The organism is Citrobacter sp. B72 (assembly GCF_016894305.1).
Taxonomy (GTDB): domain Bacteria; phylum Pseudomonadota; class Gammaproteobacteria; order Enterobacterales; family Enterobacteriaceae; genus Citrobacter; species Citrobacter portucalensis.
In genome coordinates this window covers 4,989,194-5,011,261 of sequence record NZ_CP069801.1, presented here as the reverse complement: position 1 = coordinate 5,011,261, position 22,068 = coordinate 4,989,194, and the positions used below count along the sequence as shown (strand labels likewise).

At 51.2% G+C, this 22,068-nt stretch carries 19 protein-coding genes; 2 read left to right on the top strand and 17 right to left on the bottom strand.

The window, feature by feature from the left end:
- Positions 1-159: 159 nt before the first annotated feature.
- The 15 genes from glmS to asnC all read right to left on the bottom strand — a co-directional run bounded on the left by glmS (position 160) and on the right by asnC (position 15,758).
- Positions 160-1,989, bottom strand: coding sequence for a glutamine--fructose-6-phosphate transaminase (isomerizing) (gene glmS / locus JQN59_RS23965; protein WP_003827031.1), 1,830 nt, complete (start codon positions 1,987-1,989; stop codon positions 160-162).
- Between the two features lie 240 nt (positions 1,990-2,229).
- Positions 2,230-3,600, bottom strand: a complete 1,371-nt coding sequence (glmU, locus tag JQN59_RS23960) for a bifunctional UDP-N-acetylglucosamine diphosphorylase/glucosamine-1-phosphate N-acetyltransferase GlmU (RefSeq protein WP_149607861.1) — start codon at positions 3,598-3,600, stop codon at positions 2,230-2,232.
- 674 nt (positions 3,601-4,274) lie between these two features.
- On the bottom strand, positions 4,275-4,694 hold the full coding sequence (locus tag JQN59_RS23955; protein ID WP_003023809.1) for a F0F1 ATP synthase subunit epsilon: 420 nt from the start codon (positions 4,692-4,694) through the stop codon (positions 4,275-4,277).
- Between the two features lie 20 nt (positions 4,695-4,714).
- Positions 4,715-6,097 (bottom strand): F0F1 ATP synthase subunit beta, encoded by a 1,383-nt coding sequence (gene atpD / locus JQN59_RS23950; protein WP_003023806.1) that lies wholly within the window; start codon positions 6,095-6,097, stop codon positions 4,715-4,717.
- 26 nt (positions 6,098-6,123) lie between these two features.
- Positions 6,124-6,987, bottom strand: a complete 864-nt coding sequence (gene atpG, locus JQN59_RS23945) for a F0F1 ATP synthase subunit gamma (RefSeq protein ID WP_006687765.1) — start codon at positions 6,985-6,987, stop codon at positions 6,124-6,126.
- A 50-nt stretch (positions 6,988-7,037) separates the two neighbouring features.
- Positions 7,038-8,579, bottom strand: a complete 1,542-nt coding sequence (atpA, locus tag JQN59_RS23940) for a F0F1 ATP synthase subunit alpha (RefSeq protein ID WP_003827026.1) — start codon at positions 8,577-8,579, stop codon at positions 7,038-7,040.
- A gap of 12 nt (positions 8,580-8,591) precedes the next feature.
- Positions 8,592-9,125, bottom strand: a complete 534-nt coding sequence (gene atpH, locus JQN59_RS23935) for a F0F1 ATP synthase subunit delta (protein ID WP_003827024.1) — start codon at positions 9,123-9,125, stop codon at positions 8,592-8,594.
- Between the two features lie 14 nt (positions 9,126-9,139).
- Entirely contained in the window at positions 9,140-9,610 is a 471-nt protein-coding gene (gene atpF, locus JQN59_RS23930; RefSeq protein ID WP_003827022.1) for a F0F1 ATP synthase subunit B, read from the bottom strand.
- Between the two features lie 59 nt (positions 9,611-9,669).
- Positions 9,670-9,909, bottom strand: a complete 240-nt coding sequence (atpE, locus tag JQN59_RS23925; RefSeq protein WP_003023794.1) for a F0F1 ATP synthase subunit C — start codon at positions 9,907-9,909, stop codon at positions 9,670-9,672.
- 46 nt (positions 9,910-9,955) lie between these two features.
- Positions 9,956-10,771 (bottom strand): F0F1 ATP synthase subunit A, encoded by an 816-nt coding sequence (gene atpB / locus JQN59_RS23920; RefSeq protein ID WP_003023792.1) that lies wholly within the window; start codon positions 10,769-10,771, stop codon positions 9,956-9,958.
- 7 nt (positions 10,772-10,778) lie between these two features.
- A complete protein-coding gene (gene atpI / locus JQN59_RS23915; protein ID WP_003827019.1) occupies positions 10,779-11,159 on the bottom strand; it encodes a F0F1 ATP synthase subunit I in 381 nt (126 codons plus the stop codon).
- Positions 11,160-11,773: 614 nt separating this feature from the next.
- Positions 11,774-12,397: a 16S rRNA (guanine(527)-N(7))-methyltransferase RsmG gene (rsmG, locus tag JQN59_RS23910; RefSeq protein ID WP_003827017.1), complete on the bottom strand. Its 624-nt coding sequence runs from the start codon at positions 12,395-12,397 to the stop codon at positions 11,774-11,776.
- 102 nt (positions 12,398-12,499) lie between these two features.
- On the bottom strand, positions 12,500-14,389 hold the full coding sequence (gene mnmG, locus JQN59_RS23905) for a tRNA uridine-5-carboxymethylaminomethyl(34) synthesis enzyme MnmG (protein ID WP_003827014.1): 1,890 nt from the start codon (positions 14,387-14,389) through the stop codon (positions 12,500-12,502).
- Between the two features lie 372 nt (positions 14,390-14,761).
- Entirely contained in the window at positions 14,762-15,211 is a 450-nt protein-coding gene (gene mioC, locus JQN59_RS23900) for an FMN-binding protein MioC (RefSeq protein ID WP_003827013.1), read from the bottom strand.
- An 88-nt stretch (positions 15,212-15,299) separates the two neighbouring features.
- Complete coding sequence (asnC, locus tag JQN59_RS23895; protein WP_003023780.1) at positions 15,300-15,758, bottom strand: transcriptional regulator AsnC; 459 nt, start codon at positions 15,756-15,758, stop codon at positions 15,300-15,302.
- Between the two features lie 151 nt (positions 15,759-15,909).
- Here asnC and asnA point away from each other — a divergent pair, with 151 nt between their 5' ends.
- Complete coding sequence (asnA, locus tag JQN59_RS23890; protein ID WP_003827009.1) at positions 15,910-16,902, top strand: aspartate--ammonia ligase; 993 nt, start codon at positions 15,910-15,912, stop codon at positions 16,900-16,902.
- A gap of 3 nt (positions 16,903-16,905) precedes the next feature.
- Here asnA and viaA read toward each other — a convergent pair whose 3' ends face one another.
- Positions 16,906-18,357, bottom strand: a complete 1,452-nt coding sequence (gene viaA, locus JQN59_RS23885) for an ATPase RavA stimulator ViaA (protein ID WP_008786554.1) — start codon at positions 18,355-18,357, stop codon at positions 16,906-16,908.
- Positions 18,351-19,847 (bottom strand): ATPase RavA, encoded by a 1,497-nt coding sequence (gene ravA / locus JQN59_RS23880; protein WP_020996042.1) that lies wholly within the window; start codon positions 19,845-19,847, stop codon positions 18,351-18,353. Before ravA ends, viaA begins: the two co-directional genes overlap by 7 nt.
- A 329-nt stretch (positions 19,848-20,176) precedes the next feature.
- On the opposite strand from ravA, the gene kup reads away from it, so the two are divergent.
- Complete coding sequence (kup, locus tag JQN59_RS23875) at positions 20,177-22,045, top strand: low affinity potassium transporter Kup (protein WP_003827003.1); 1,869 nt, start codon at positions 20,177-20,179, stop codon at positions 22,043-22,045.
- Positions 22,046-22,068: the final 23 nt, after the last annotated feature.

Genomic DNA, 22,068 nt, shown 5'->3' with positions numbered 1-22,068 from the left:
ATAACATTTCGCTAAAATTTTCTTTTTATGACACTGCAAACAGTAGCTGAAGATGACGGTTTGTCACATAAAACAGGCGGGATAATTGATTAAAAACAGAACAAGTTTAAAAAAATGCCCCGCTTATAGCAGGGCATTTTCAGTTCAGTTAGGTACGGATTACTCTACGGTAACCGACTTCGCCAGGTTACGCGGCTGATCCACGTCGGTGCCTTTAATCAGCGCCACATGATACGCCAGCAACTGCAGCGGAACGGTATAGAAGATCGGTGCAATCACCTCTTCCACATGCGGCATCTCAATGATGTGCATGTTTTCGCTGCTGGTAAAGCCAGCATCCTGGTCAGCAAAGACGTACAGCTGACCGCCACGGGCGCGAACTTCTTCAATGTTGGACTTCAGTTTTTCCAGCAGTTCGTTGTTCGGCGCAACCACGATAACCGGCATATCGGCATCAATCAGCGCCAGCGGACCGTGTTTCAGTTCGCCTGCGGCATAAGCTTCAGCGTGAATATAAGAGATCTCTTTCAGCTTCAGCGCACCTTCCAGCGCAATCGGGTACTGATCGCCGCGGCCCAGGAACAGCGCATGGTGTTTATCAGAGAATCCTTCAGCCAGAGCGGCAATGCGTTTGTCCTGAGACAGCATCTGCTCAATACGGCTCGGCAGCGCCTGCAGACCGTGAACGATTTCCTGCTCAATAGCCACATCCAGGCCTTTCAGACGAGACAGTTTCGCCACCAGCATCAGCAGAACGGTCAGCTGAGTGGTAAATGCTTTCGTGGAGGCCACGCCGATTTCGGTACCGGCATTGGTCATCATCGCCAGGTCGGATTCGCGCACCAGAGAAGAGCCCGGTACGTTACAAATAGCCAGCGAGCCCAGATAGCCCAACTCTTTGGATAAGCGCAGACCCGCCAGGGTATCTGCCGTTTCACCAGACTGGGAAAGGGTGATCATCAGGCTGTTACGACGCACGGCGGATTTGCGATAGCGGAATTCGGAAGCAATTTCGACATCACAAGGAATGCCAGCCAGCGATTCAAACCAGTAGCGGGACACCATACCGGAGTTGTACGACGTACCGCAGGCGATAATCTGGATATGCTCAACCTGAGACAGCAGCTCGTTGGCATGCGAACCCAGCTCGCTTAAATCCACTTCACCGTGGCTAATACGGCCGGTCAGCGTGTTTTTAATTGCGTTCGGCTGTTCGTAGATCTCTTTCTGCATGTAGTGGCGATAAATACCTTTTTCGCCCGCATCGTATTGCAGATTAGATTCGATATCCTGACGTTTCACTTCCGCGCCAGACTTGTCGAAAATAGAGACCGAACGACGGGTTACTTCCGCGATGTCGCCCTCTTCCAGGAAGATGAAGCGACGGGTTACCGGCAGCAGTGCCAGCTGATCGGAAGCGATAAAGTTCTCCCCCATACCCAGACCAATCACCAGCGGGCTGCCAGAACGGGCCGCCAGCAGGGTTTCCGGGTTACGGGTATCCATGATCACCGTGCCGTAGGCACCGCGCAGCTGCGGAATAGTACGCAGCACGGCTTCACGCAGCGTACCACCCTGTTCCAGCTCCCAGTGCACCAGGTGAGCAATCACTTCGGTGTCGGTTTCAGAAACAAAGGTGTAGCCACGCGTTTTCAACAGCTCACGCAGTGGTTCATGGTTTTCAATGATGCCGTTATGCACCACAACAATGTGTTCAGAAACATGGGGATGCGCGTTCGCTTCTGAAGGTTCACCGTGTGTCGCCCAGCGGGTGTGAGCAATACCAGTACCACCATGCAGCGGATGTTCTTCCGCAGCAGCAGTCAGCATCTGCACTTTACCCAGACGACGCAGACGGGTCATGTTGCCTTCAGCATCGACAACGGCCAGACCAGCAGAGTCATAACCACGATATTCCAGACGACGTAAACCTTCGAGAAGGATTTCAGCTACATCACGCTGCGCGATAGCGCCAACAATTCCACACATATTTTTTGATTCCGAATTTAGGCATTGTGCCTGTCGTTGTCGGTCAACCTGATACCCGTATTCCGGGCGCCCCGAGCCTTGTAGAGAGTGGGGTTATTTTTATAGGTACTGCTTGTTGAGCGGAGGATTATATTATCCCCTCATCTCTTGTCTGCCTGATGGCGCTCACGCTTATCAGGCCTACAGAACGTCACTGCACGTAGGCCGGATAAGGCAAAGCCGCCATCCGGCAAAAATAAATTACTTCTTCTTCACCGGACGCTGCCAGCCCTGTTTATGGACCTGAGGTACACGGCTTAATACCAATTCGTTATCGGCGACATTACGCGTTACGGTGGTCCCTGCGGCAATCGTCGCACCTTTACCCACGGTGACAGGTGCCACCAGCTGAGTATCAGAACCGACAAACACATCATCACCAATGATGGTTTTAAACTTATTGGCACCATCGTAGTTGCAGGTGATCGTACCCGCGCCGATATTCACGTTATCGCCAATTTCCGCATCGCCCAGATAGGTCAAATGACCAGCTTTAGAGCCTTTACCCAGACGCGCTTTTTTCATTTCGACGAAGTTACCCACGTGTGCGCCTTCCTGCAGCTCTGCACCCGGGCGCAGACGCGCGAATGGACCGATGGTGCAAGCGGCTTCCAGATGGGCATCTTCCACCACACTGTACGGGCTAAGCTCACACCCCTCACCAATCACGCTGTTTTTGATGATACAGCCAGCGCCAATCTTGACGCGATCCCCAACGGTTACGTTACCTTCAATGATAACGTTAGTATCAATTTCAACATCGCGCCCGTGAATCAGCGTACCGCGAAGATCAAAACGTGCAGGATCGCGCAGCATCACGCCCGCCAGCAGCAGTTTTTCTGCCTGCTCGGACTGATACACACGTTCCAGACGGGATAACTGAAGGCGGTTATTTACCCCTTCCGTTTCACTGATTCGTGCCGGATGTACTGCCGCAATTTCACGTCCTTCCTGATACGCCATCGCGATGATATCGGTGATGTAGTATTCACCCTGCACGTTGTTGTTGGTCAGTTTAGACAGCCAACGCTTCATGTCAGCGCCGTTGGCAATCAGAATGCCAGTGTTGATTTCCTGGATTTGACGCTGCTCGTCGGTTGCATCTTTATGCTCAACAATGCCAGTAACTTTGCCGTTATCACGGGTAATACGCCCATAGCCGGATGGGTCGTCCAGTTTTACCGTTAACAAACCGATACCACCCTGCAGTTTGGCTTCACGCAGGCGACGTAAGGTATCGGTAGAGATCAGCGGCACATCTCCATAGAGCATTAAAATGTCTTCGTCATCACTAAAGAATGGCGCCGCCTGCTGCATTGCATGGCCGGTACCCAACTGCTCAGCCTGCAGAACCCAATTCAGATTGCCATCTTTCAGCGTTTGCTTAAGCAGATCACCACCGTGTCCGTAGACAAGGTGTACATGAGTCGCACCTAATTCATTAGCTGCATCAATGACATGCTGAACCATCGGCTTTCCTGCGAGGGTGTGCAGCACTTTAGGAAGATCGGAATACATACGCGTGCCTTTGCCTGCGGCAAGGATCACAACGCTCATAGCATTATTCAACATACACGTCCTGACTGTAATTTGAGAACGAATTTATACCGTTTCACATTGAAAATACTACATTTTTTTCAGCGTGAAATGGACCGAAGATAAAACGTTCAACAGGGGGGATTCCCCATCTGATAACTCACTATTTTCGTCTATATCTGCGTCTTTTGTCTCCCAAAAACCAGGAGTCTGCTCTTATTAAAGCCTTAGGTTAATGTTTTTGCTATTTTTTTACCGCATGAATAAAGCATTACATCAGCATAGTACGATTTTATTTATGTGATTCAGTGAGAAGCAGAAAAACGGGTTGGGAAAATTGAGGGGAGGAATGATAGAGAACAAATGATACAGCGAAGGAGGGGGATTTAATGACGATGACGCTAGCTGATAAACCGCATTAAGCTTCGCGCCACAGAGCTGGCGGGGAAAGACTAAAAACTCATATTGCTGAACAGGGCGATGATTTTGTTGATCAATTTCATGTTGGTATCTCTTTTTTTATCTGAGTTCATTATGTGACATACATCACATAAAAAAGAGTCTACGCCTCATTTTTTAACCAATCAATATTTTTATGATCTAAATCACGAAATAATAAAACTGCTTTTTATTTACATATTTCCTGTAACCAAGCCATAAAAAAAGCCAGCCTGGAAACCAGACTGGCCTTTGTGCTTTTCAAGCCGGTGTTACATCGCTTTTTTGGTCAACTCGATAACGCGCAGTTTCGCGATCGCTTTGGCCAGTTCCGCAGATGCCTGAGCGTAATCCACGTCACCATGAGAGCTCTTGATATGCTCTTCAGCCTTACGCTTCGCTTCCAGGGCTCTCGCTTCATCGAGATCCTGTCCGCGAATCGCGGTATCAGCCAGTACGGTCACGCTGCCAGGCTGCACTTCGAGAATGCCGCCGGACAGATAGATAAACTCTTCATGACCGAACTGTTTAACGATGCGGATCATACCAGGCTTAATGGCGGTGAGCAGCGGTGCGTGACCCGGGAAAATACCCAGTTCACCTTCACTACCCGTTACCTGGATTTTCTCGACCAGACCAGAGAACATTTGTTGCTCTGCGCTGACGACGTCCAGGTGGTAAGTCATTGCCATATCACCCTCCGATTAAGGCGTTAAAGTTTTTTGGCTTTTTCCACGGCTTCGTCGATAGAACCAACCATGTAGAACGCCTGCTCTGGCAGGTGGTCGTATTCGCCTTCCATGATGCCTTTAAAGCCACGGATGGTGTCTTTCAGGGAAACGTATTTACCCGGAGAACCGGTGAATACTTCCGCAACGAAGAACGGCTGGGACAGGAAGCGCTGGATCTTACGCGCACGTGCTACCACCAGTTTATCTTCTTCAGACAGTTCATCCATACCCAGGATGGCGATGATGTCTTTCAGTTCCTGATAACGCTGCAGCAGGGACTGTACGCCACGCGCGGTATCGTAGTGTTCCTGACCAACAACCAGCGGATCCAACTGACGGCTGGTGGAGTCCAGCGGGTCAACTGCCGGGTAGATACCCAGAGAAGCGATCTGACGGCTCAGTACCACGGTTGCATCCAAGTGAGCAAAGGTGGTTGCTGGGGACGGGTCAGTCAAGTCATCCGCAGGTACGTATACCGCCTGAACGGAGGTGATAGAACCGGTTTTGGTAGAGGTGATACGTTCCTGAAGAACACCCATCTCTTCCGCCAGGGTCGGCTGGTAGCCTACCGCTGATGGCATACGACCCAGCAGTGCAGATACTTCTGTACCGGCCAGGGTGTAACGGTAGATGTTATCAACGAACAGCAGAACGTCACGACCTTCGTCACGGAACTTCTCAGCCATGGTCAGACCGGTCAGTGCAACGCGCAGACGGTTTCCCGGCGGCTCGTTCATCTGGCCATATACCAGGGACACTTTGTCCAGTACGTTGGAGTCGGTCATTTCGTGGTAGAAGTCGTTACCCTCACGAGTACGTTCACCTACGCCCGCAAACACGGAGTAACCGGAGTGTTCGATCGCGATGTTACGGATCAGCTCCATCATGTTTACGGTTTTACCTACACCCGCACCACCGAACAGACCGACTTTACCGCCCTTAGCGAACGGACACATCAGGTCGATAACTTTGATGCCGGTTTCCAGCAGTTCCTGAGAGCTGGACAGCTCTTCGTAGGAAGGTGCTGCGCGGTGGATAGCCCAACGCTCTTCTTCACCGATATCGCCTTTCATGTCGATCGGGTGACCCAGGACGTTCATGATACGACCCAGGGTTGCTTTACCTACCGGGACTTCGATCGGGTGTTCGAGGTCTTTAACTTCCAGACCACGACGCAGACCGTCGGAAGAACCCATGGCGATGGTACGTACGATACCGCCGCCGAGCTGCTGCTGAACTTCCAGCACCAGGCTCTCTTTACCATTCATAACCTCAAGAGCATCGTACACGCGCGGTACGGCATCCTGAGGGAATTCGACGTCAACCACGGCGCCGATTACCTGGACAATTTTTCCAGTAGCCATCTTGAATCCTCTACGAATTAACCTGGTTATACCGCGGATGCACCACCGACGATTTCGGTGAGTTCCTGAGTAATGCTGGCCTGACGAGCTTTGTTGTATACCAACTGCAGCTCTTTAATCAGGCTGCCGCCATTGTCGGTCGCGGCTTTCATCGCCACCATACGTGCGGCCTGCTCGCTGGCCAGGTTTTCTACCACGCCCTGATAAACCTGAGACTCGACATAACGACGCAGCAAGGTATCCAGCAGCGCTTTCGGGTCTGGCTCATACAGGTAATCCCAAGATTTACGCTTCAATTCATCATCATCTGATGCCGGCAGAGGCAGCAGTTGAGTGATGGTTGGCGTCTGAGACATGGTGTTAATAAATTTGTTGCTGACAACGTACAGTTTGTCCAGACGACCTTCATCGTAGGCCTGCAGCATCACTTTAACCGGACCGATCAGTTCGGACAGGGAAGGGTTATCCCCCATGCCGGTTACCTGAGCGATCACGTTTCCGCCAACGGAGTTAAAGAAAGACACGCCCTTAGAGCCAATCATTGCGATATCGCACTGAACGCCTTTATCGGACCATGTTTTCATATCCGCCAGCAGCTTTTTGAACAGGTTAATGTTCAAGCCACCGCACAGACCACGGTCGGTCGACACCACCAGGTAGCCCACGCGTTTAACGTCGCGTTCTTCCAGGTAAGGGTGCTTATATTCCAGATTACCATTCGCAAGGTGACCAATCACTTTGCGCATGGTCTCTGCATAAGGACGGCTGGCCGCCATGCGATCCTGCGATTTACGCATTTTGGAAGCGGCGACCATCTCCATCGCTTTAGTGATCTTCTGCGTGTTCTGGACGCTTGCGATCTTACTACGTATCTCTTTTGCGCCGGCCATGAGCTTCTCCTCAATGCCTTGCGGTCCGCCCTAAAGCAGACCGCCAGACGTTACCAGGACTGGGTTGCCTTGAAGGAATCGAGGATAGCTTTCAGCTTGCCTTCGATTTCATCGTTATAGCCACCGGACTGGTTGATCTCTTGCATCAGCGGAGCGTGGTCACGGTCAACGTAAGCCAGCAGAGCGGCTTCGAAGCTACCGATTTTCGCCAGTTCCACATCTTCGAGGTAACCGCGTTCAGCCGCAAACAGCACCACACCCTGCTGTGCAACAGACATTGGCGCATACTGTTTCTGCTTCAGCAGTTCAGTTACTTTCTGACCATGGCTCAGCTGCTTACGAGTAGCTTCATCCAGGTCGGAAGCGAACTGAGAAAACGCTGCCAGTTCACGATACTGTGCCAGAGCGGTACGAATACCACCGGACAGTTTCTTGATGATCTTGGTCTGCGCTGCACCACCAACACGAGATACGGAGATACCCGGGTTAACTGCCGGACGAATACCGGAGTTAAACAGGTTAGTTTCCAGGAAGATCTGACCATCGGTAATGGAAATTACGTTGGTCGGAACGAACGCAGAAACGTCACCCGCCTGGGTTTCGATAATCGGCAGAGCGGTCAGGGAGCCGGTTTTACCTTTAACTTCACCATTGGTGAACTTCTCAACGTATTCCGCGTTTACGCGGGATGCGCGTTCCAGCAGACGGGAGTGGAGGTAAAATACGTCGCCCGGGAATGCTTCACGTCCTGGCGGACGACGCAGCAGCAGGGAAACCTGACGGTAAGCAACAGCCTGTTTAGACAGGTCATCGTAAACGATCAGTGCATCTTCACCGCGGTCACGGAAGTATTCGCCCATTGCGCAACCGGCATATGGTGCCAGGTATTGCAGTGCAGCAGATTCAGACGCGGTCGCCACAACAACGATGGTGTTGGACAGTGCGCCGTGTTCTTCCAGTTTACGAACCACGTTGGAAATGGTGGACGCTTTCTGGCCGATAGCCACGTACACACATTTGATGCCGGAATCACGCTGGTTGATGATGGCATCGATTGCCATCGCAGTTTTACCTGTCTGACGGTCACCGATGATCAGCTCACGCTGGCCACGACCGATTGGGATCATGGCATCAACAGATTTATAACCGGTCTGTACTGGCTGGTCGACGGACTGACGTTCGATTACGCCTGGTGCGATAACTTCGATTGGCGAGAAGCCATCGTTATCAACCGGACCTTTACCGTCAATCGGGGAACCCAGAGTGTTCACCACACGACCCAGCAGGCCACGGCCAACCGGAACTTCCAGAATACGACCCGTACACTTAACCTTCATGCCTTCGGCGAGGTCAGCGTATGGACCCATCACAACTGCACCTACGGAGTCGCGCTCCAGGTTCAGTGCGATAGCGTAACGGTTACCCGGCAGGGAAATCATCTCACCCTGCATACAATCGGCCAGGCCGTGAATGCGGATAACACCGTCACTTACAGAAACAATAGTACCTTCGTTATGAGCTTCGCTCACAACACTGAACTGAGCAATGCGCTGCTTGATCAGTTCGCTGATTTCGGTGGAATTCAGTTGCATGCTCCAGTCCCCTTAAGACTGCAAGACGTCTGCAAGGCGCTCAAGACGGCCGCGTACGCTGCCATCAATGACCATATCACCCGCTCGGATGATTACGCCTGCCATTACAGACTTATCGATTTTGCAATTCAGCTTAACTTTGCGTGACAGACGTTTTTCCATCGCAGCACTAATCTTCGTAAGCTGTTCATCACTCAGTGCATTGGCAGAAGTGACTTCTACCTCAGAGATAGCCTCACTGGCTGCACGCAGGTGAATAAACTGCTCAAGAACATCCGGGAGCGCATTCAGACGGTTATTTTCAGCCATTACCCTAATCAGGTTTTGGCCGCTTTCGTCCAGCTGCTCACCGCACACGGCGATAAACGACTCAGCGAGCGTTTCCGGCGCCAGCGCGCCAGAGAGAAGCTCTGCCATTTGTTCGTTTTTTGTCACCTCAGCGGCGAACGTCAACATATCCTGCCAACGGTCAATGCTTTGGTGCTCAACGGCAAAGTCAAAAGCTGCTTTGGCGTAGGGGCGAGCTACCGTAATAAATTCAGACATCAGCCCCTCCCTCCTTACAGTTCAGCGACAAGTTTGTCCACGATGTCGCTATTAGCAGCTTCATCCACGGAACGTTCGATGATCTTCTCGGCGCCAGCAACAGCCAGGATAGCAACTTGCTTACGCAGCTCTTCGCGAGCACGTTTACGCTCGGCGTCAATTTCCGCCTGCGCCTGTGCCACGATTTTAGTACGTTCCTGTTCTGCTTCAGTTTTAGCTTCGTCCAGGATCTGAGCACGGCGTTTGTTCGCCTGCTCGATGATTACCTGAGCTTCCGCCTTCGCTTTTTTCAGCTGGTCGGTCGCGCTGGCCTTTGCAAGGTCAAGATCCTTATGTGCTCGTTCTGCAGAAGCAAGGCCGTCAGCAATTTCTTTTTGACGTTTTTCGATGGCAGCCATTAATGGCGGCCATACGTACTTCATGCAGAACAGAACGAACAGGACAAACGCGATGGCCTGGCCGAGGATTGTTGCGTTAAGATTCACAGCACAATGCCTCTATCTAGTTAACGTTCTGATATTGCTCTTAATTCAAGCAACGCTTACTACGCGACAGCAAACATCACGTACAGACCCAGACCTACAGCGATCATTGGGATTGCATCCACCAGACCCATAACGATAAAGAACTGAGTACGCAGCAGAGGAATCAGATCCGGTTGACGCGCTGCGCCTTCCAGGAATTTACCCCCGAGGATGCCGATACCGATCGCAGCACCGATTGCCGCCAGACCCATCATCACAGCGGCAGCAATGTACAGCAGATCCATATTCAGGTTTTCCATGACAGTCTCCAGTTTGTTTCAGTTAAAACGTAGTAGTGTTGGTAAATTAATGCTCTTCAGATGCCATCGACAGATAGACAATCGTCAGAACCATAAATATGAAGGCTTGCAGCGTGATAATCAGTATGTGGAAAATGGCCCAAGGCACATTCAGGATCCACTGTGACCACCACGGCAACAGACCAGCAATCAGAATGAAAATCAGCTCACCGGCATACATGTTGCCGAACAGTCGCAGACCAAGAGAGATTGGTTTGGACAGCAGGCTTACCCCTTCAAGGATTAAGTTGACAGGGATGAACGCCCAGTGATTGAACGGCTGCAGCGTCAACTCTTTCGCGAAGCCACCGATGCCTTTCATTTTGATGCTGTAGAACAGAATGAGGATAAATACGCCCAGCGCCATCGACAGGGTGATGTTCACGTCAGCAGACGGAACCACACGCAGAGCCGGTAGGCCAAAGATATGCTCACCGATGTACGGCAGCAGGTCGATAGGCAGCAAATCCATCAAGTTCATCAGGAATACCCAGACGAAAATCGTCAGGGCCAGCGGAGCAATCAGCTTGCTTTTGCCATGGTACATGTCTTTCACGCTACCATGCACAAAGCCGATTACCAGCTCAATCGCGGTCTGAAATTTACCTGGTACGCCGCTGGTCGCCTTTTTGGCTACGCTACGGAACATAAGCAGGAACAACAGACCCAGAACCACCGAGAAGAAAATGGAGTCAATATTGAGCGTCCAGAAGGTGGCTGGGGGGTTGTGCGGATCCACCAGCGAGAATGTACGTAGGTCCAACTGAAGGTTATTCAGATGGTGTCCTATGTAATCCTGCGGCGTCATATTTTCTGAAGCCATGATGCCTTTACCCTTTGTTGTTAATTACAGCCGGCGCCAGTATCTGAACCACCAGCACCAAAACCCACGTAACGATCAGCGGCATGAATACCGCTTTCAAAACAGCCAACGCCACCACCAACAACACCAGCATAGCTAATACCTTGAAGGCTTCGCCGAAAGCGAACGACCAGGCTACTCGGCCCTTCGCTGGTGTATGTACCTGGTGACGCCAGGCAAATATCATAAACAACACATTAGGCAGTAACACTGCCAATCCTCCACACAACGCGGAGATGCCCCAGAAAGGGTCTTTGAGGCTAAACAGCAATCCACTTGCTATTACAACCAGAAGCTGTGTGAGCAAAAGCTTACGAGCAACGTTTCGACTCAAGAGCGACATAGACATCACGTTTTTACTCCTGCTCCCTTTGAGGTATGCCGCGTGTCGTATAAAACGTTCTTTATGGCTTAGAGTCAAGCATCAAAAAGCGGACAAATTATACGGTGCGCCTTCGTGATTTCAAACAATAAGTAGCTAAAAAGTGAATAAATGTTTAAATATTTTTCGCTGCCCCACATTTATTACTTTTAGGCAAACTGTGAACGATCATGCAAAACTGCAAATGCCGCGAAAACACTGGCGCCAAAGCGTGCACCAGATCACATATTGAACATATTCACCTTCGCATAATTTATTTACGTGGCAATTGATGCCTTTTCATCTTTTTGATATTTAAGCGTAAAAATAGCCACTATTTCAAAAACAACGCCTAACAACAAAAAAACCGCTCATTGACATTTATAATAAAAAATTAACACGAACGGTGATTCTTACGTTCTATTTTTAGCAGACTGATATTTTCACAGCTGACTTGTTTCGCTTTTAACAAAAAACGGTACGTTATAGTTATGATGCAAAACCGTAAGGCACTAGTGAAATGTAACGACATTTAACCACACTATTACCTATGACTTTTAACACCTGAAAAGCCGTTTTTTCTCTATTTTTTTTGATAAAAATTAAATTTTGTTTGGCTTAATAACCACCAAATGACGTTCACCATCCAACTGCGGAACGCGTAATTTTTCGACGGACTCAACGCTGAATTCTGCTGGCAGCGAATCAATTTCATCTGCAGGCAACTGCCCTTTTAGCGCATAAAAACGCCCATTCTGGCCCGGCAAATGGTGACACCAGCTCACCATATCATTGAGTGAAGCGAAAGCACGGCTAATCACCCCATCAAACGGCGGTTCTGAAGGAAATTCTTCAACACGGCTTTGCACTGGAGTGATGTTAGTAAGCGCAAGCTCATGCTGCACCTGACGCAAGAAACGAACACGTTTTCCCAGGCTATCGAGCAGTGTGAAATGCGCTTCAGGGCGCACGATAGAGAGCGGAATTCCCGGCAGGCCCGGTCCCGTACCTACATCGATAAAACGCTCACCCTTCAGATACGGTGCAACGACAATGCTGTCCAGAATATGGCGTACCAGCATTTCGTTGGGATCCCGCACCGACGTCAGGTTGTACGCTTTGTTCCATTTGTGCAGCATATCGACATACGCAATCAGCTGATTTTTCTGGTGATCGGTAAGAGAAATACCGGCATCAGCCAGCAGACGAGAGAGTTTGTTGAGCACGGTCGTTACCTGTTAATAATCAAATGCCCGATGCGCTTTCGCTTATCGGGCCAACAAATTTGTACGGCGGGCAAGCGAAGCGCTCCCGCCAAAATAGTGTTATCAAGCGCTGCGGCGCAGCATACCTTGTTTTTTCAGCCATACCAGCAGAATGGAGATGGCGGCAGGCGTTATGCCGGAAATACGCGATGCCTGACCGATCGAAACGGGTTTGTGATCGTTCAGCTTAGCGATAACTTCATTCGACAAGCCAGAGACCTGACGATAATCCAGCGTTGCAGGCAACAGGGTGTTTTCATTGCGCTGTTGTCTTTCAATTTCTTCCAGCTGACGGGCAATATACCCTTCGTATTTCACCTGAATCTCAACCTGTTCTGCGGCCTGAGCATCATCAAGCGCGGGTGCGAACGCAGATAAAGAGGTCAACTGAGCATAGGTCATATCCGGGCGACGCAGCAGATCTTCACCGCTCGCTTCACGGGACAGAGGTGTAGCCAGGTGAGCATTCACTTCTGCTGCGGACTCCGCTAACGGATTCACCCAAGTTGATTTAAGACGTTGGCGTTCCTGTTCGATACGCTCCAGTTTCTCGTTGAAGCGAGCCCAGCGCTCATCGTCCACCAGACCCAGTTCACGACCAATTTCGGTCAGACGCAGGTCGGCGTTATCTTCACGCAGCATCAAACGGTATTCAGCGCGAGATGTGAACATACGGTACGGTTCTTTGGTACCCAGCGTACACAGGTCGTCCACCAGCACGCCAAGATAAGCCTGATCGCGACGCGGTGCCCAACCCTCTTTTTCGGCAGACAAGCGTGCGGCGTTCAGACCTGCCAGCATGCCTTGTGCGGCGGCTTCTTCATAACCGGTTGTACCGTTAATCTGGCCCGCAAAGAACAGACCCTGGATGAATTTGCTTTCCAGAGTAGGTTTCAGGTCACGCGGATCGAAGAAATCATACTCAATCGCGTAGCCTGGGCGGACGATTCTGGCATTTTCCATCCCCTGCATGGAGCGGACAATTTGCATCTGCACATCGAACGGCAGGCTGGTGGAGATGCCATTCGGGTAAATTTCGTTAGAGGTCAGTCCTTCCGGTTCGAGGAAGATCTGATGCTGGTTACGATCGGCAAAGCGCATTACTTTGTCTTCGATCGACGGGCAGTAGCGTGGTCCGATACCTTCGATCACGCCAGCGTACATTGGGCTACGATCGAGGTTATTGCGGATCACGTCATGGGTTTTCTCATTGGTATGCGTGATGTAACACGGCATCTGGCGCGGATGTTGAGAAGCATCGCCCAGGAATGAGAAGACCGGCATCGGGTTATCGCTGTTTTGCTGGCCGAGCACGCTGAAATCAATCGTGCGCGCATCGATACGCGGCGGTGTACCGGTTTTCAGGCGGCTGACGCGCAGCGGCAGTTCACGCAGACGGCGTGACAGCGGGATGGACGGCGGATCGCCAGCGCGGCCACCGCTGTAGTTATCCAGACCAATATGAATTTTGCCGTCGAGGAAAGTCCCCACAGTTAATACGACCGCTTTGGCACGGAACTTCAGTCCCATTTGGGTTACTGCACCCACAACGCGATCGTTTTCGACAATCAGATCTTCAACCGCCTGCTGGAAAATCATCAGGTTGGGTTGATTCTCCAGCGCAGTGCGTACCGCCTGGCGATAGAGCACACGATCGGCCTGAGCTCGGGTAGCGCGAACGGCTGGCCCTTTGCTTGCGTTTAGTATCCTAAACTGGATACCCGCGTGGTCGATCGCTTTTGCCATCAACCCACCAAGCGCATCCACTTCTTTTACCAGGTGTCCCTTCCCAATACCGCCGATCGCCGGGTTGCAGCTCATCTGCCCCAGAGTGTCGATATTGTGTGTCAAAAGCAGAGTCTGTTGACCCATTCGCGCCGCGGCCATTGCGGCCTCGGTGCCTGCATGACCCCCGCCAATGATGATGACGTCAAAAGGATCCTGATAAAACATGGTAATTGCCTCGCATAACGCGGTGTGAAAATGGATTGAAGCCCGGGCCGTGGATTCTACTCAACTTTAGTCGATGGAGAAAGACCTGGGATCCTGGGTATTAAAAAGAAGATCTTTTTATTTAGAGATCTGTTTTATTGTGATCTCTTATTAGGATCGCACCTTTCTGTGGATAAGGACGATCCTTTAAGTAAGATCAACAGGTTGCTGAGGATCATTAGCTGTGAATGATCGGTGATCCTGGTCCGTATAAGCTGGGATCAGAATGAAGGGTTATACACAACTCAAAAACTGAACAACGGTTGTTCTTGGGATAACTACCGGTTGATCCAAGCTTTTAACCAGAGTTATCCACATAAAAAAGTACGATCTTTACAAATCTCTGAGCAACGGATGCCACGATCCCAGCCAAATTTCAGCCGGATCTTCCGGAATTTCATGTTCCAGCACGTTGATCCTGAGAGTTTCGCCGATCTGTTTTGCCCCACAGGCCTTCAATTCGGCTTCCAGCTTGTCGATTGCGCCGCAAAAGGTGTCATATTCACGACTGCCGATCCCGATTGCACCAAAGCGCACTTGTGACAGGTCCGGCTTTTGCTCGCGTAACGCATCATATAAAGGCTGCAGGTTGTCAGGAATATCTCCCGCACCGTGCGTGGAGCTGATAATCAGCCAGATCCCGTCAGTCGGAACCTCTTCAAGCATTGGCCCATGCAGTATTTCGCTGGAAAAACCGGCGTCGTCCAGCTTTTCAGCCAGATGCTCTGCTACATATTCCGCACTGCCAAGCGTACTACCGCTGATAAGAGTGATGTCTGCCATGATCGCCCACCTTTATAAAGAGGGCGTATTGTACGCTGTGAGCGAGCTGGGATCTACCTGTGGAAAAATAGGGGATTAAAAAAAACGATCATGGCTTGATGGTACGCATGATCGGGTTTTGCAGGACGATCAGCGTTTCCGTGGACTGAATTTCGTCAATTGTTTGGATCTTGTTGATAAGTACCTGCTGCAATGCGTCGATCGACTTGCACATCACCTTAATAAAGATGCTGTAGTGCCCGGTGGTGTAATATGCTTCGGTCACTTCATCGAGGCTTTCCAGTCTGGCTAGCGCTGACGGATAGTCTTTCGCACTTTTCAGGATGATGCCGATAAAGCAGCCGACGTCATAACCCAATTGTTTGGGACTAACATCAATCCGCGCGCCGGTAATAATCCCAGCCTGCTTCATCTTTTCTACGCGAACGTGAATTGTTCCTGGGCTGACGCCGAACTGTTTGGCTAATTCTGCGTAGGCGGTACGAGCATTTTCCATTAAGGCGTCAAGAATGCCGCGGTCCAGATTGTCGATCTGATAATTTTCCATAGGTTTTTCTTATGTAGATTAATGATTCCCTCTATTTTAGACGTAATTTTTAACGAATCAAAATCGAAGTCGGCTTTTTATTTGTTGATTATTGAATATTACCTCCATTCTGTTGCTTAATCATAGGCAACAGGACACAGGAGTACACATAATGAAAACCGCTTACATTGCCAAACAACGTCAAATTAGCTTCGTAAAATCTCATTTTTCTCGCCAGTTGGAAGAGCGTTTAGGCCTGATCGAAGTTCAGGCGCCGATCCTCAGCCGCGTTGGAGATGGCACGCAGGATAACTTGTCGGGCTGCGAAAAAGCGGTGCAGGTGAAGGTTAAAGCATTGCCAGACGCTCAATTCGAAGTGGTTCATTCACTGGCGAAGTGGAAGCGTCAAACGTTAGGACAACACGACTTTAGCGCAGGCGAGGGGCTGTACACGCACATGAAAGCCCTGCGTCCCGATGAAGATCGCCTCTCCCCATTGCACTCAGTGTACGTTGACCAGTGGGACTGGGAGCGCGTGATGGGCGACGGTGAGCGTCAATTCTCCACTCTGAAAAGCACGGTAGAGGCTATCTGGGCGGGAATTAAGGCCACCGAAGCTGCGGTTAGCAAAGAGTTTGGTCTGGCACCGTTCCTGCCAGAGCAGATCCACTTTGTTCATAGCCAGGAGCTGTTATCTCGTTATCCGGATCTTGATGCAAAAGGTCGTGAACGTGCGATCGCTAAAGAGCTGGGTGCGGTATTCCTGGTGGGGATTGGCGGTAAGCTCAGTGACGGTCACCGTCATGACGTACGTGCGCCGGATTATGATGACTGGAGTTCAGCGTCCGAGCTGGGTCATGCCGGTCTGAACGGTGATATTCTGGTCTGGAACCCGGTTCTGGAAGATGCGTTTGAGCTGTCTTCTATGGGGATCCGTGTGGATGCTGACGCCCTGAAACACCAGCTGTCTCTGACCGGTGATGAAGATCGCCTGAGTCTGGAGTGGCACCAGGCGCTGCTGCGCGGTGAAATGCCGCAGACAATTGGTGGCGGCATTGGGCAGTCGCGTCTGACCATGCTGTTACTGCAATTACCGCACATTGGTCAGGTTCAGTGTGGCGTATGGCCGGCCCAGGTACGTGAAAGCGTCGCTTCTCTGCTGTAACAATTAACGCCGCCAGCGTCTGAGCAGACGGCTTCGCATCCCGGTATCAAAGCGCCAGATATGATCGAAAATGCGCATGATGCCGGGTTTGCCATGTGCTGACATCGCCACCGCGTGAAAACGGTGCTGGTGCACCCGCTGTAATTCACCCACTTTATTGACGACCTCATCGGGCAATCGCTGAGCGATAAAATCTGAGATCACCACCGCATCTGCATCAAACCATTCCCGACCCTGCATGCGCTCAATTATGGCGCGAAAACAGCTGGCAATATCAGTGCCGCCACGAAAGCGCTGACTTAAAAAGCGGATCGCCTGTTCGATGCCCTCCGGACCGGAAAGCTCATAGCGCACCACTTCTGTTGAAAACAGCATAATGAAACAGCGCCGGTTATCGGCAAGGGCAACGCGCATTAGCGCCAGACAAAAGGCTTTCGCACACTGCTCATTAAATCCGCCCATCGATCCCGAGGTATCAACGCAGACGATAAAAGGCCCGCGCGGCTGCTCGTCAAAATCCTGATGCACCACCGGACGTTCCGTTACTTTTTCACGCCATGCTTCGCCGTGCAGGCGGTAGGTGAGCAGTTGTTTTTCCACCAGCCGTCGGTAGAACTCGTATTCCAGTTCGGTAATGCCCAGCGTGGCCAGCTCTGGCGGTAGCAGGCGCAGGATATCGTCACTTTGCTGGATGCCATCCACCTGCTCCGGGACGGTTGCAGGTTCGCGCACCAGGGTACGGAAGGTTTCCATTGGCGCATCTTTACGCGGCACGGATTTCGCCTCTCTGGAACGACCTAACTGCTCGGCCAGGCGCTGGAGTTCGGGTTGTTGCGTCAGAAATTCGCCGTATTTCACCATCAACTGATAATCACCGCGCTTGATTTGGCCCGCGCTCATATCCCACAACCGGCCTGCTGCGTTGTCATTTTCTGCCAGTACAGGTTCCAGTTGCCCGCTGAGGGTCATCCGTTCTTGTACTTCACTGAGCAAATGCTCGCGCTCTTCTTCCAGCAGTTGCTGATTCAGCGTTGTGGTTTGCACCACCAGGCTCAGGCGCCAGCGCTGGAGAAAAAGCGTATGTAGGGCGGGCGTAAAGGTGCTGTTGTCATTGACCAGTTGCTGCGCTTGTCCGGCCCAGGGCGAATGGAGGCGGTGCAATAGGGATAATATTTGCGGTAGCTGAACGATAAACTGCGCATGAGAGAGGAGCTGGCTTTGTTGATAGCACATAACCTCCTCCATCAGCTCCGGCGGTACATGGGTATCTTTGAGGCGGCTACGCAATGATTCACGCCAGCGGGGAATGTCGTCAGTGATCGCTTTTTTAAGGCGAGGAAATTTTTTAAAAAATACCACCATCTTTGGGGAAGCCAGCAGGGCGACGATCATCTCTTCGATCATTGCCTCTTCGCTGACTGCCAGCATGATGTTGAGCGTATCAAGGGTCAGCATTGTTGCGCCTGGCGGATTTGCGCCCCGACATCCTGCAGGCTGGCCTCAATGCGGCCTAACCAGTCGCTATGAATAAACAGGCATTTTTGCTGTTCGCTGAATGCGCTGTGCTGCTGATGCCACTCATTATCGAGCGCTTCAAGCTCCTGTTTTATCTCTGCGGGCATACTCTCTTGCGAAGCACCCGGCAGCGCCAGGCGAGAACCTTGTAAACTGACATCGCGTACAACCAGATGCTGTGCGCTATCGACTTCCATATTCAGCGTTTGGGCAAAGCCGATCCCGTTTAGTTTTCCGCGGATCTCACCGCCTTTTGTTAACCACAGTTCCAGCGCGCCACGTTCGAAAGCTATATGGATAACCTCCATATCATGCAGTTTTAAAGGCTTTTGCAGCAGTAATGTCACGACAGAAGACGAGGCTTCTGGCGGTAAATCATAATGAGGACGACGGCTGAACATTCCGCCCTGGCGGATCACCGTGAACGCCGTTTTATCGCTTTGCTGCTGCTGGAGCTGAATGCGGCGCTGCACAATGCTGCCCAGGCGCGTCAGCATGGCTTGCTGTTGCCAGGCGTGTCCGGTCATCAATATTTCAAGCTGCTGTTGCATCAGATTCAAGCTTTGTGCGTCGTACCACAGGCAATCTTTCAGCAGGATCAGGTCGATAGGTACTACCGCATCGCGTCCGCTAAAGAAAGCGCTGGCCTGGAGTAAGCGGATCGCTTTTTTCCAGCGACGATCGGACACATAAGGTGCATTCGGTAACACGTCCAACTGCTGGCGCAGCGTAAAAATGAGCTCAAACACGCGATCGGGAAGCTTGATCGCACCAATGTCTTTTTGCCACTGGTGATACTCTTCATCCGTCACCTGCAATGATGCCGGGACCGGATTGTCGCTTTCATCCTGCTGACTTAACAGCATGGAGCGGAAATTGGCCTTGTCCTGAACTTTATCCAGCCACAGACGAATCAGCATACGGTCGTACAGCGCTTCCAGGCTGCTGTCTGCTTCAGGCAGTTCGTTGGAAGCCGCCACCAGCAGACGCATCGGAATTTTTTCTTCATACGCGCCGTTACGGAAGTGACGTTCGTTAATGGCGGTCAGCAGGGTGTTAAGGATTGCCGGGCCTGCTTTCCAGATTTCATCGAGAAAAACGATTTCAGCTTCAGGAAGATAGCCCGCCGTTAAGCGTTCATAGCGACCTTCATCTTTTAATGCCTGAATGGACAGCGGACCAAACACCTCTTCGGGCGTAGAGAAGCGCGTCATCAGGTATTCAAAGGCGCGTGCGTTTTGGAAGGCAAACTTCAGTCGGCGGGCAATTAAGCTTTTTGCGATCCCCGGGGGGCCTAATAAGAAAACGCTCTCGCCGCTGAGTGCTGCCAGCAGACACAGACGAATGGCGTGGCTACGTTCATAAAGTCCCTTTTCCAGCGCATTGCTCAGACGGGAAATTCTTTCCGCTAATAAATGTGGGTGAGCCATAATGAAGTGGCGTCCTTTCGCCAAATGTACTGCATAAACTGCGAGTATAGATGCTTCACACCATTGCAGTAATAGACTGAAGGTGCGCTTATTTTTCTTTGAGCCAGATTAATCTGGTCTCATTTAGGGGTACGATTTTGTGATTAATCGTGCATACTGTGCGCCTTTTTGTGGGCCAAGGGACGACGCACACATTTCTTATATATACACCAAATCAATCAAGCTGCACCAAGGCGGCAATGGAGTTTTCTTCTGGGATGGGGGGAATAACGAATGCAGCCCATACGGAGTGGCTTGAAAGATGATGTGTATAAACGAAAGACGAGTCTATGAGCACTGATAATAAACAATCATTGTCTGCGATTACCCTTGCAGCCATTGGGGTTGTCTACGGTGATATTGGTACCAGCCCACTTTATACGCTTCGTGAATGTTTGTCCGGACAGTTTGGTTTTGGCGTTGAACGTGATGCTGTATTTGGTTTTCTCTCGCTGATTTTCTGGCTGCTGATCTTTGTTGTCTCCATTAAATACCTGACGTTTGTCATGCGCGCAGATAACGCCGGAGAAGGCGGGATCCTGACGCTGATGTCATTGGCCGGGCGCAATACCTCGGCGCGAACAACCTCCATGTTGGTCATTATGGGATTGATAGGCGGCAGCTTCTTCTATGGTGAAGTGGTGATTACGCCAGCCATTTCGGTGATGTCTGCAATTGAAGGTCTGGAGATAGTTGCCCCGCAACTGGATACCTGGATTGTTCCGCTCTCGATAATTGTGCTGACCCTGCTGTTTTTGATTCAAAAACACGGTACCGGTATGGTCGGTAAGCTGTTTGCGCCGATTATGCTGCTATGGTTCCTGACGCTCGCGGTATTAGGCGTGCGCAGTATTATTGGCAATCCGGAAGTGCTGCAGGCGCTCAATCCGTATTGGGCGGTGCATTTCTTCCTCGAATTCAAAACGCTGTCCTTTATCGCGCTGGGTGCGGTGGTGCTGTCGATTACCGGTGTTGAAGCGCTGTATGCGGATATGGGCCACTTCGGTAAATTGCCGATTCGTCTGGCATGGTTCTCAGTTGTATTGCCTTCACTGGTGCTGAACTATTTTGGGCAGGGCGCGTTGCTGTTAAAGCATCCTGAAGCGATCAAAAACCCGTTTTTCCTGCTGGCGCCGGACTGGGCATTAATTCCATTGTTGATCCTCGCCGCGCTGGCAACGGTCATCGCCTCTCAGGCGGTTATCTCCGGTGTCTTCTCGCTGACGCGTCAGGCCGTACGTCTGGGGTATTTATCGCCGATGCGTATCATCCATACCTCGGAAATGGAATCGGGCCAGATTTACATTCCTTTCGTTAACTGGATGCTCTATTTTGCGGTAGTTATCGTGATAGTGAGCTTTGAACACTCCAGTAACCTTGCCGCGGCGTATGGGATTGCGGTAACGGGGACGATGGTACTGACTTCAATTCTGTCGACCACCGTGGCGCGCAAAAACTGGCACTGGAATAAATACTTCGTCTTCCTGATCCTGGTGGCGTTCTTGTGCGTCGATGTTCCGCTGTTCTCCGCGAACCTCGATAAGCTTATTTCCGGCGGTTGGCTGCCACTGACGCTGGGTCTGGTGATGTTCACCATCATGACCACCTGGAAAAGCGAACGCTTCCGTCTGCTGCGTCGCATGCATGAGCACGGTAACTCTCTGGAGGCGATGATTGCTTCTCTGGAGAAATCGCCACCGGTACGCGTGCCGGGAACGGCGGTGTATATGTCCCGCGCACTGAACGTCATCCCGTTTGCACTTCTGCATAACCTCAAGCATAACAAGGTGCTGCATGAGCGCGTTATTCTGCTGACGCTGCGCACGGAAGATGCGCCATACGTGCACAACGTGCGTAGGGTGCAGATTGAGCAGTTATCGCCCACCTTCTGGCGTGTGGTGGCCAGCTACGGCTGGCGCGAAACGCCGAACGTGGAGGAAGTGTTCCATCGCTGCGGTCTGGAAGGTTTAAGCTGTCGGATGATGGAAACGTCCTTCTTCATGTCGCATGAGTCGTTGATTGTTGGCAAGCGGCCATGGTACCTGCGTCTGCGCGGCAAGCTGTATCTGCTGCTACAGCGCAACGCGCTGCGCGCGCCGGACCAGTTTGAAATCCCACCGAACCGGGTTATTGAGCTTGGTACTCAGGTAGAGATTTAATCTCCTCGACGCCCTCTTTCATC

What these genes read in the sequence shown, in the direction of transcription:
- asnC (WP_003023780.1), bottom strand. Translation starts at nt 15,758, where the DNA reads ATGGAAAATTATCAGATCGACAATCTGGACCGCGGCATTCTTGACGCC.
- atpB (WP_003023792.1), bottom strand. Translation starts at nt 10,771, where the DNA reads ATGGCTTCAGAAAATATGACGCCGCAGGATTACATAGGACACCATCTG.
- atpH (WP_003827024.1), bottom strand. Translation starts at nt 9,125, where the DNA reads ATGTCTGAATTTATTACGGTAGCTCGCCCCTACGCCAAAGCAGCTTTT.
- JQN59_RS23955 (WP_003023809.1), bottom strand. Translation starts at nt 4,694, where the DNA reads ATGGCAATGACTTACCACCTGGACGTCGTCAGCGCAGAGCAACAAATG.
- atpA (WP_003827026.1), bottom strand. Translation starts at nt 8,579, where the DNA reads ATGCAACTGAATTCCACCGAAATCAGCGAACTGATCAAGCAGCGCATT.
- viaA (WP_008786554.1), bottom strand. Translation starts at nt 18,357, where the DNA reads ATGCTGACCCTTGATACGCTCAACATCATGCTGGCAGTCAGCGAAGAG.
- glmS (WP_003827031.1), bottom strand. Translation starts at nt 1,989, where the DNA reads ATGTGTGGAATTGTTGGCGCTATCGCGCAGCGTGATGTAGCTGAAATC.
- atpG (WP_006687765.1), bottom strand. Translation starts at nt 6,987, where the DNA reads ATGGCCGGCGCAAAAGAGATACGTAGTAAGATCGCAAGCGTCCAGAAC.
- ravA (WP_020996042.1), bottom strand. Translation starts at nt 19,847, where the DNA reads ATGGCTCACCCACATTTATTAGCGGAAAGAATTTCCCGTCTGAGCAAT.
- glmU (WP_149607861.1), bottom strand. Translation starts at nt 3,600, where the DNA reads ATGTTGAATAATGCTATGAGCGTTGTGATCCTTGCCGCAGGCAAAGGC.
- atpE (WP_003023794.1), bottom strand. Translation starts at nt 9,909, where the DNA reads ATGGAAAACCTGAATATGGATCTGCTGTACATTGCTGCCGCTGTGATG.
- kup (WP_003827003.1), top strand. Translation starts at nt 20,177, where the DNA reads ATGAGCACTGATAATAAACAATCATTGTCTGCGATTACCCTTGCAGCC.
- mioC (WP_003827013.1), bottom strand. Translation starts at nt 15,211, where the DNA reads ATGGCAGACATCACTCTTATCAGCGGTAGTACGCTTGGCAGTGCGGAA.
- atpD (WP_003023806.1), bottom strand. Translation starts at nt 6,097, where the DNA reads ATGGCTACTGGAAAAATTGTCCAGGTAATCGGCGCCGTGGTTGACGTC.
- mnmG (WP_003827014.1), bottom strand. Translation starts at nt 14,389, where the DNA reads ATGTTTTATCAGGATCCTTTTGACGTCATCATCATTGGCGGGGGTCAT.
- asnA (WP_003827009.1), top strand. Translation starts at nt 15,910, where the DNA reads ATGAAAACCGCTTACATTGCCAAACAACGTCAAATTAGCTTCGTAAAA.
- atpI (WP_003827019.1), bottom strand. Translation starts at nt 11,159, where the DNA reads ATGTCTATGTCGCTCTTGAGTCGAAACGTTGCTCGTAAGCTTTTGCTC.